The sequence below is a fragment of the Cyanothece sp. BG0011 genome, from assembly GCF_003013815.1.
Classification (GTDB): Bacteria; Cyanobacteriota; Cyanobacteriia; order Cyanobacteriales; family Microcystaceae; genus Crocosphaera.
Map to the genome: position 1 here is coordinate 57,142 of NZ_PRLH01000096.1, position 6,617 is coordinate 63,758.

8 protein-coding genes and 1 pseudogene are annotated in these 6,617 nt (G+C 39.2%); 6 read left to right on the top strand and 3 right to left on the bottom strand.

Annotated elements, in window-relative coordinates; translation table 11 throughout:
* The first annotated feature begins 34 nt into the window (after nucleotides 1-34).
* Nucleotides 35-775, top strand: coding sequence for a class I SAM-dependent methyltransferase (locus tag C4E06_RS12530; RefSeq protein ID WP_107668370.1), 741 nt, complete (start codon nucleotides 35-37; stop codon nucleotides 773-775).
* A gap of 46 nt (nucleotides 776-821) precedes the next feature.
* On the opposite strand, the pseudogene C4E06_RS29555 reads toward C4E06_RS12530, so the two are convergent.
* Nucleotides 822-1,190 (bottom strand): annotated as a pseudogene (locus C4E06_RS29555) (hypothetical protein); the annotation flags it as partial.
* A 199-nt stretch (nucleotides 1,191-1,389) separates the two neighbouring features.
* Here C4E06_RS29555 and menB point away from each other — a divergent pair.
* Complete coding sequence (gene menB, locus C4E06_RS12540; protein ID WP_107668371.1) at nucleotides 1,390-2,223, top strand: 1,4-dihydroxy-2-naphthoyl-CoA synthase; 834 nt, start codon at nucleotides 1,390-1,392, stop codon at nucleotides 2,221-2,223.
* Here menB and C4E06_RS12545 read toward each other — a convergent pair.
* Nucleotides 2,215-2,586: a helix-turn-helix transcriptional regulator gene (locus tag C4E06_RS12545; protein WP_198648608.1), complete on the bottom strand. Its 372-nt coding sequence runs from the start codon at nucleotides 2,584-2,586 to the stop codon at nucleotides 2,215-2,217. The genes menB and C4E06_RS12545 overlap by 9 nt on opposite strands.
* Here C4E06_RS12545 and trpD point away from each other — a divergent pair.
* The gene (gene trpD / locus C4E06_RS12550) at nucleotides 2,579-3,628 is read left to right on the top strand and encodes an anthranilate phosphoribosyltransferase (protein WP_107668372.1); all 1,050 of its coding nucleotides are present in this window, start codon (nucleotides 2,579-2,581) and stop codon (nucleotides 3,626-3,628) included. The genes C4E06_RS12545 and trpD overlap by 8 nt on opposite strands.
* Before the next feature lie 224 nt (nucleotides 3,629-3,852).
* The gene (locus tag C4E06_RS12555; RefSeq protein ID WP_107668373.1) at nucleotides 3,853-4,734 is read left to right on the top strand and encodes an alpha/beta fold hydrolase; all 882 of its coding nucleotides are present in this window, start codon (nucleotides 3,853-3,855) and stop codon (nucleotides 4,732-4,734) included.
* Nucleotides 4,735-4,755: 21 nt separating this feature from the next.
* Here the strand turns inward: C4E06_RS12555 and C4E06_RS12560 are convergent, their stop codons facing one another.
* Nucleotides 4,756-5,226, bottom strand: coding sequence for a hypothetical protein (locus tag C4E06_RS12560; protein ID WP_107668379.1), 471 nt, complete (start codon nucleotides 5,224-5,226; stop codon nucleotides 4,756-4,758).
* 49 nt (nucleotides 5,227-5,275) lie between these two features.
* On the opposite strand from C4E06_RS12560, the gene C4E06_RS12565 reads away from it, so the two are divergent.
* On the top strand, nucleotides 5,276-5,902 hold the full coding sequence (locus C4E06_RS12565) for a low-complexity tail membrane protein (protein ID WP_107668374.1): 627 nt from the start codon (nucleotides 5,276-5,278) through the stop codon (nucleotides 5,900-5,902).
* Nucleotides 5,903-5,993: 91 nt separating this feature from the next.
* Nucleotides 5,994-6,185 (top strand): hypothetical protein, encoded by a 192-nt coding sequence (locus tag C4E06_RS12570; protein ID WP_107668375.1) that lies wholly within the window; start codon nucleotides 5,994-5,996, stop codon nucleotides 6,183-6,185.
* The last annotated feature ends 432 nt before the right edge of the window (nucleotides 6,186-6,617 follow it).

The following is a 6,617-nucleotide window of genomic DNA, read 5'->3' on the forward strand; positions in this document are numbered from 1 at the left end:
CTAAACCCATTAATAATTTTAGAGAGGTGATCTTATGAAATATTCAATTCAAGAGCATTATCAAAAATTAGCTAATCAGTATGACGATTTTTGGGCGAATTCTTCTGAGTTTATTTATTTTTTGACTCAAGCAATCATTGAAAATTTACAGTTAAAACTAACAGATGTTTTAGTAGACTTGGGATGTGGAACCGGGATTTATAGTAAGGCAATTAGAACACAAATAAACCTAGAAAATAAAATAATTTGTGTCGATCCGTCTGATAAAATGCTCGAAAAAACACCAAATAATAGTTATTATCAAACAGTAGTTAAAGATGCCATAGAATTTGCCCATGAGCCAGGAAACTATGATAAAATTTTAATCAAAGAAATGATCCATCATATTAATGATAAAGAGAAACTTTTAACAGGATTATTTAATCGATTACATGACCAAGGAATCTTATTAATTATTTTACTTCCTCCTACCATTGAATATCCCTTATTTCAACAAGCATTATCGGTGTATGAGTCCGTACAACCTCACTACAATAATTTAGTTAATCTTTGTGAAAAAATTGGCTTTAAAACCACAGTAAACTTTATAGATTATCATGTTTCTATCTCCAAAGAAAAGTATTTTAACATGGTAAGAAATAGATATATGTCCTTATTATCGAGATTTGACGATGAAGAACTTAATAATGGGTTACAAGAAATGAGAGAAAACTATAAAAATGTCTCTGATTTAGAATTTTGTGATCGCTTTGTTTTTCTATTAGCTAAAAAATAAAAAGATAGTTTTATTTTCCTAATTATCTGAAGTATTAAAATTAATTTTATCCTTTAATATCTCGTCTTCCCCAGGGTTTCTCAAAGGAAATGATAAAGATAAAAATTAGACTAAAAATTTGAATTGAACCACCAATAATCAGAGCTTTAGTATCAAACATAAATAAAGGATTATTCAATGCTTGTAATCTTTCCGTATCAGAAATAGCCGTCACCGCATTCGTCCAAGGACCTAACCAAATAGTACCAAAAGTAATTAAGCTAACCGTCATAACTAACTTTGTAATGACCCAATAAAACTTAAAAAATCCCCAAATTGTTAACCAACAAATTAAAAATCCAGTCAGTAAAGTTAGATTAGCTGCTGGAATAACCACCCAGTCATCTAATAATTTTACAACTGAGTTAATTGCGTATTACTTAGTATACCCTAGCAGATTGAGGTAAAATCCAGTCCATTTCAAGAGAAGGTTTTTTCAGGGGTTAAAACCTATTTTTGAGTTTAATTTATATTCATCTCTTATCAAGAAGGAAGCAATAATTTGTATATATAATAGTTAATTGGGAATCAGATCATGGTTTAATAGACTATTGATGCTTATGTTGCCTTAACCGATGGAAATAACCTGGCAAATTGCCAAAACTTACGAAGATATTTTGTATCATAAAGCTGATGGTATGGCCAAAATTACCATTAACCGTCCCCACAAACGCAACGCTTTCCGCCCAAAAACCGTCTTTGAATTATATGATGCCTTTTGTGATGCGAGGGAAGATAGTAACATTGGGGTCATTTTACTCACCGGGGCCGGACCTCATACCGATGGAAAATACGCCTTTTGTTCCGGTGGGGACCAAAGTGTCCGGGGCCAAGCCGGATATGTAGACGATGCCGGGGTTCCTCGTTTAAATGTGCTAGACTTACAACGATTAATCCGATCGCTGCCTAAAGTGGTGATTGCCCTAGTGGCCGGATATGCCATCGGTGGCGGCCATGTCTTACATTTAATCTGTGACCTCACCATTGCTGCCGATAACGCCATTTTTGGACAAACCGGCCCAAAAGTGGGTAGTTTTGACGGTGGGTTTGGAGCCAGTTATTTAGCCCGTATTGTCGGACAAAAAAAAGCCAGAGAAATCTGGTTTCTCTGTCGTCAGTATAACGCACAACAAGCCTTAGACATGGGGTTAGTCAATTGTATCGTTCCCGTAGACCAATTAGAAGCAGAAGGGGTTCAATGGGCAACAGAAATCTTAGCCAAGAGTCCCATTGCCATTCGTTGTCTCAAAGCTGCTTTTAATGCTGACTGCGACGGACAAGCCGGGTTACAAGAGTTAGCAGGGAATGCCACCTTACTCTACTATATGACAGAAGAAGGAGCAGAAGGAAAACAAGCCTTTTTAGAGAAGCGTCCCCCTAATTTTCGGCAATATCCCTGGTTACCCTAAAATCAGGTTTTGATACTGAGCCACGTCAACCACCTCTTGCAAGTCCAACCCCAACACCTCGACAATGCTCATTGCATTCTCAAGTTCCACTGCTTTTCCCCGAAAAAATCTTTCAATGGTACTACGAGACACCTGAAACTCTAACTTTTCTTCGATGTCTTCATAGGTGATACGTTTACCACCCTTTCGCTTTTGAGCTTCTCTGAGTTTCCGTTTTCCAGTCTCTGTGACTGCAATACTTCTTCGGGACTTGTGCGCTGGTGTCATGGGGATCAATATTGACTCTCTATGCTCAGTATTCCCGTTTAGTTTGCTAATATTTTCATGTCCTAATCTTTCTACGTTTAAATAGTTAATGGTCACTCAAGATTCTTTAGAATTTACACAAAGCTTATTACAACAACTGCTTGATGGTCAGTCTTTATCCCAAACCCAAGCCTCTCAACTGATGCAAGGGTGGTTAAACGAAGCCATTCCCCCAGTCTTATCCGGGGCTATTTTAGTCACCCTTCAAGCAAAAGGAGTCTCGGCCGATGAACTCGCGGGAATGGCCCAAGTGTTGCAACAACAGTCAAGGCAAGATCAACCCATCTCCCATGATGTCCCTGTTATCGATACCTGTGGCACCGGAGGGGATGGGGCCTCAACCTTTAATATTTCCACGGCGGTGGCCTTTATTGCGGCAGCGGCCGGGGTGAAAGTGGCTAAACATGGCAACCGCTCCGCTTCAAGTAAAGTCGGTTCTGCTGATGTTTTAGAATATTTAGGGGTTAAACTCTCAGCTAACCCCCAAAAAGTCGCCGAAGCCTTGGAAACTGTGGGGATTACTTTCTTATTCGCCCCCGGTTGGCACCCTGCTATGAAGCACGTGGCCCCGTTACGGAAAACGTTAAAAGTGCGTACTATCTTTAATTTATTAGGTCCCTTGGTCAACCCTTTACGTCCCACCGGTCAAATGATTGGGGTTTATCATCCTCAATTTATTCGTCCCATGGCCGAAGCGTTAAATCAATTGGGAATTTCTCAAGCCATGGTGTTACATGGCCGTGAAACCCTCGACGAAGCAGGGTTAGGCGATGTAACCGATGTGGCGTTTTTAAACAAGGGTGAGGTCAGTTTGGGAGAAATTGACCCCAAAGCATTAGGGTTAACTTCTGTTCCTTTAACGGCTTTAAAAGGGGGCAATGTGGAGGAAAATGCCACGATTTTAACCAAGGTGTTACAAGGAAAAGGAACCCAAGCTCAACAGGATGCAGTGGCGTTAAATGCTGCGTTAGCTCTGCAACTGGGTCAGATTGTTCCTTGGCAAGATCATCAACAAGCCATCGCAACCGCTAAAGATATCCTTAATAGTGGGGCTGCTTGGGATAAATTGACCCATTTAGTTCAATTTTTGAACGATTGAATGAACTGACCGAAAAAAAGGATTCCAAGTCTCCTATTTCAAGGGGATGAAAAGCGGTCGAGGGATGGCGAGTTTTCCTTGTTTCAAGCCTCCAACTTGAGGTGGAGGTAATTCTAAATTCTACATTCTAAATTCTACATTCTGATTGACCAACCTTGTTAATTTGAATCCTCACCCGTTACACTAAAAAGGAGATTAATATTCCTTTACAAAGTGCGATCGCCATGCAAATAGCTGATCTTTCTTCTCAGTCTCCCTCTCGTGGACAATATTGGCAATGGCAAGGCCATAACATTTATTATGTCCAAGCTGGAAAAAAACAGCCTAACCGTCATCCTTTACTATTAATACACGGGTTTGGCGCATCTACTGATCATTGGCAGAAAAATATTGCTCAATTACAAGAAGATTTTGAAGTTTGGGCGATTGACTTATTAGGGTTTGGCCGCTCTGCTAAACCCAAATTACAATATAGTGGGGATCTTTGGCGCGATCAATTAAAAGCTTTTATCACAGAAATTATCGGTCAACCTGTTATTTTAGCAGGTAATTCTTTAGGGGGTTATGCTTCCCTTTGTGTGGCGGCTCAATGTCCAGAAACCGCTAAAGGACTGATTTTACTCAATAGTGCAGGACCGTTTAGTGATACCCAAAAAGTAACTAAACCTAAAAGAGTCCAAAAAATAACTCGCTCTATTTTATTACAACCTTGGGCAAGTTATTTATTGTTTCAATATATGCGTCGTCCTGGAACGATTCGTAAAACGTTGAACAAAGTTTATTACAATAAAGAAGCGGTGACAGAACAGTTAGTTAATGATATTTATCGTCCGTCTTGTGATGTGGGGGCAGCGCAAGTGTTTGCCTCAGTGTTCAAAACTCCCCAAGGGGAAACCGTCGATAACTTATTAACACAATTACCTCATCCATTACTAATGTTATGGGGAGAAAAAGATCCTTGGATGAATGCGCAAGAAAGAGGCAAAAAATACCGTCAATATTATCCTAATTTAAGAGAATATTATTTAGAAGCCGGCCATTGTCCCCATGATGAAATTCCCGAAAAAGTTAACAGTTTAATTAAAGATTGGGTAATGAGTTTATAACTTTTAAAAGCTAGATCATGATTAATTATTCATGATCAAATAGCTTTTCCAGACAGAGTCTTGATCAGAGGTTTTGTTATCTTTACTCAACAGTCGCCAGGTTTTACCTTCTGCTTGGCGTTGTAGATAAACATCAAATTTGTTTTGATTTTGTTTAACTTTTTGACTGGGTAAAATAAGTTTTAAATTGTAGGTTCCGGTTAGATGATAACTGGGAAGATTACTAATAGTAACAGGGTCTATTTTTTTGACATTAATATTGCTAATATCTAACTGAGGTTTTTGGGTCTTTAACTGTTCACTTAAGGGGTTTAAACGTTGACTCAGTTGAAGGGCGATCGCTTGCTTGACAATTTTACCATCAGGAGCAAATTCTAGAGGAACCGCCTTGCTTTGACAAGCGGTTAAAACGACACAAAAAAAGATCATCAATAATCCCTTAATTAAGTCTTGTTTCCGAAAGGATACAGATGAATAAAGATTTGGTATCATAAACATCATCATTAATAACAATTATTTAGTTTATCAAGAAACGAAACCTATGAATAATTTTCGTCTTGAACCCTTTTTATGGATTCATGTAGCGGGTTTAGCCCTTACCCCTTTATTATTAATTGTCATGTGGATAGGATTCGCCGTGAGTGATCCTTGGCCATTTTATTGGGCAGAATTAGTTCTCGTTGGGGTCATAGGAGTTATCCCTATTCTCTGGATGCAATGGACAAAACCCTTTGACTTTTTTAGCCTTCTTTTCTTAGCTGTCAGACCCAGTAGTTTAACAGAAGAACAAAGAAAACTATTGCGCCTTTTGAAAACCCGAAAAAATAAAATCTTTCATAGTATAACAGCCATCGGATTACTAGGAATCGGTGGGTTACTCTATCAATTAGCCCCCTTTGCAGCGGTGACCGCATCTATATTACCCCAATGGCGTATCTTAGGATTAGCGATCGCAGCAATAGCCTTCTTATTGTGTAACCTATTTGTGCAAGTTCCGGTCAGTGTTTTAGGAATATTATCCACCTCAGAAAAAACCTGGTTAGCGACCGAACCGATTCCCTTAGATCAAGTTAGCAGTCATTTTACTGTCATCGGATTACGAGTGAATAAAATCTTTTTAATTCCTACTCTCAACTCAACATCAAATGTGACCGAAACAACTACATAATTTCTTCAGAATTGTGTAATCGGTATCAGCAAGGAGAAAATGACCTGAGTTATGCTAGAAAGCAGTGATGTTGACGAGATAGAAAACACCGATGACCAACTCAACTATGACAGCCAACCCTCAAGCAGAAGCAGAAGTTTGGGAAAATCTACAACAAGCGATCGCTGATTGTTCAGGGTTTCAACAATGGCAGGCCCAACAAGACAAAGACGCTGATGGAGAATCCCTCGATCAACAAGTGCGTTCCTATCTGAGAGAAACCCTAGAAACCTTAGCCTATTAATCCTGTGAAGGAGGGCTTTTCGCCCTCAATTATTTCCTCAAAGAATGGTTTAAGCAATGGCGAATAAGCTATCATTCTATAATCAATCAATATTAATTATTAAGGATTAATTATAAAATAATTATATTAATGTCTTTTTTCGAGAGTTGAGAGATTCGATAACAAAACCAAAGTAACCCATTTCCCCAATGACCCAGAAGTGGTAATCTATAGGGTGGAAAAATAACATTAACATTTCGACTTCGCACTTCGACATTGCTCAGCGCAAGCTCGATGTTAACCCTGAGCTTTGAAAGGAGTTCGGCGAGGCTCACTCGATCCGCTCAGTTTCCGCGTAGCCGAAGGGTTAAACATTCTCGCTCAGTCAAATTAATCCTTGGGACACAGGGAGTCTGCCTCGGTGTAGTTTGCCCTACACGCCAGTTAGTACCA